General features: G+C 38.5%; 1 protein-coding gene. It reads right to left on the bottom strand.

The genetic code is table 11. From position 1 onward, the window contains the following. Positions 1 to 30 precede the first annotated feature (30 nt). Positions 31 to 1066 (bottom strand): IS110 family RNA-guided transposase (locus tag DRW42_RS28420; protein WP_113952225.1); only part of this gene is annotated, 1036 nt, incomplete at its 5' end.

Genomic DNA, 1066 nt, shown 5'->3' with positions numbered 1-1066 from the left:
TCGAGATGATTGTTATGATAAAAACAAATTTTAAGCAGCTATATTATAATTATTTTTATAGCACTCCTGGTTTTTTATAACTGCTGCAATTCTGAGTGCTATTTTGTTTCTGACTGCATTAATTATGCTCATGCTATGCTTGCCTTCAGCTTTTTTTCTATTGTAATACGTTTTGAATTCCTGATTATGCTGTATCAAAGATAATGCACACATATGGAGCAGTCTTTTGAGTTCTTTATTGGCCATGCGGTGTACCTTAGGTTTACCTTTGATACTTATACCGCTGGTCTGTTCAAATGGGGCAACCCCTGCATAACAGGCCAATTCTTTTCCACTAGGCTGTCCAACAAAATTTCCCGTGCAACCAATTAAATACACTGCCGTAACATGCCCTATACCGGGAATACTCATCAATAGTTTATAATTCTGCTTGAAATCCTGATTTTCGTTAATAATTTTTTTGATCTGATCTTCGAGGTTTTTGATTGACTTGACAATACCATCAATTGCATTTTTAAGTGCTTTTTCAATTAGTTTCTGATGTTCTTTCCCATTAACATTGCCCAGTTCTTTTACCGAGACGCTAATGCCAGACTTTTGTTTGAGCAGTTTTGTCCTTGCTGATACGAGATCTTTCAACAACATCAGCTCGGGATCCAGGGCAGCTGTAGCCCTCAGCTCATCCGCTTCCTTGAATGCATAATTGCATAAACGGATACTGTCTATTTTATCATTTTTGCCTCTGGCTATCCCAAAACTCCATTTGATATGGGCAGCATTACCGATGTGGATGGGCAGATTCCTGTTGCTGCAGAAAGTCCATAGCAGACGATGATAGATCCCGGTATTTTCCATCACAACCAAAGAATCCCCATTAAATGTGAACTTGCGCGATTTCAGCCACTTCTCAAACAGTTTTATTCCTGATGCTGTATTGTCAAAGCGTGCAGTTTCAATCTCCTGTTTCACATGGTTTACAACGGCCATCAATGCAACATCAAAGTGCGGTTTGGAAACATCGATCCCGATAAAAAATTTTGTAGTAACAATCACCCTGTTATTTTTT

The sequence above is a fragment of the Pedobacter miscanthi genome (assembly GCF_003315595.1).
Classification (GTDB): domain Bacteria; phylum Bacteroidota; class Bacteroidia; order Sphingobacteriales; family Sphingobacteriaceae; genus Pedobacter; species Pedobacter miscanthi.
This window is presented reverse-complemented; position numbering and strand designations above follow the sequence as displayed.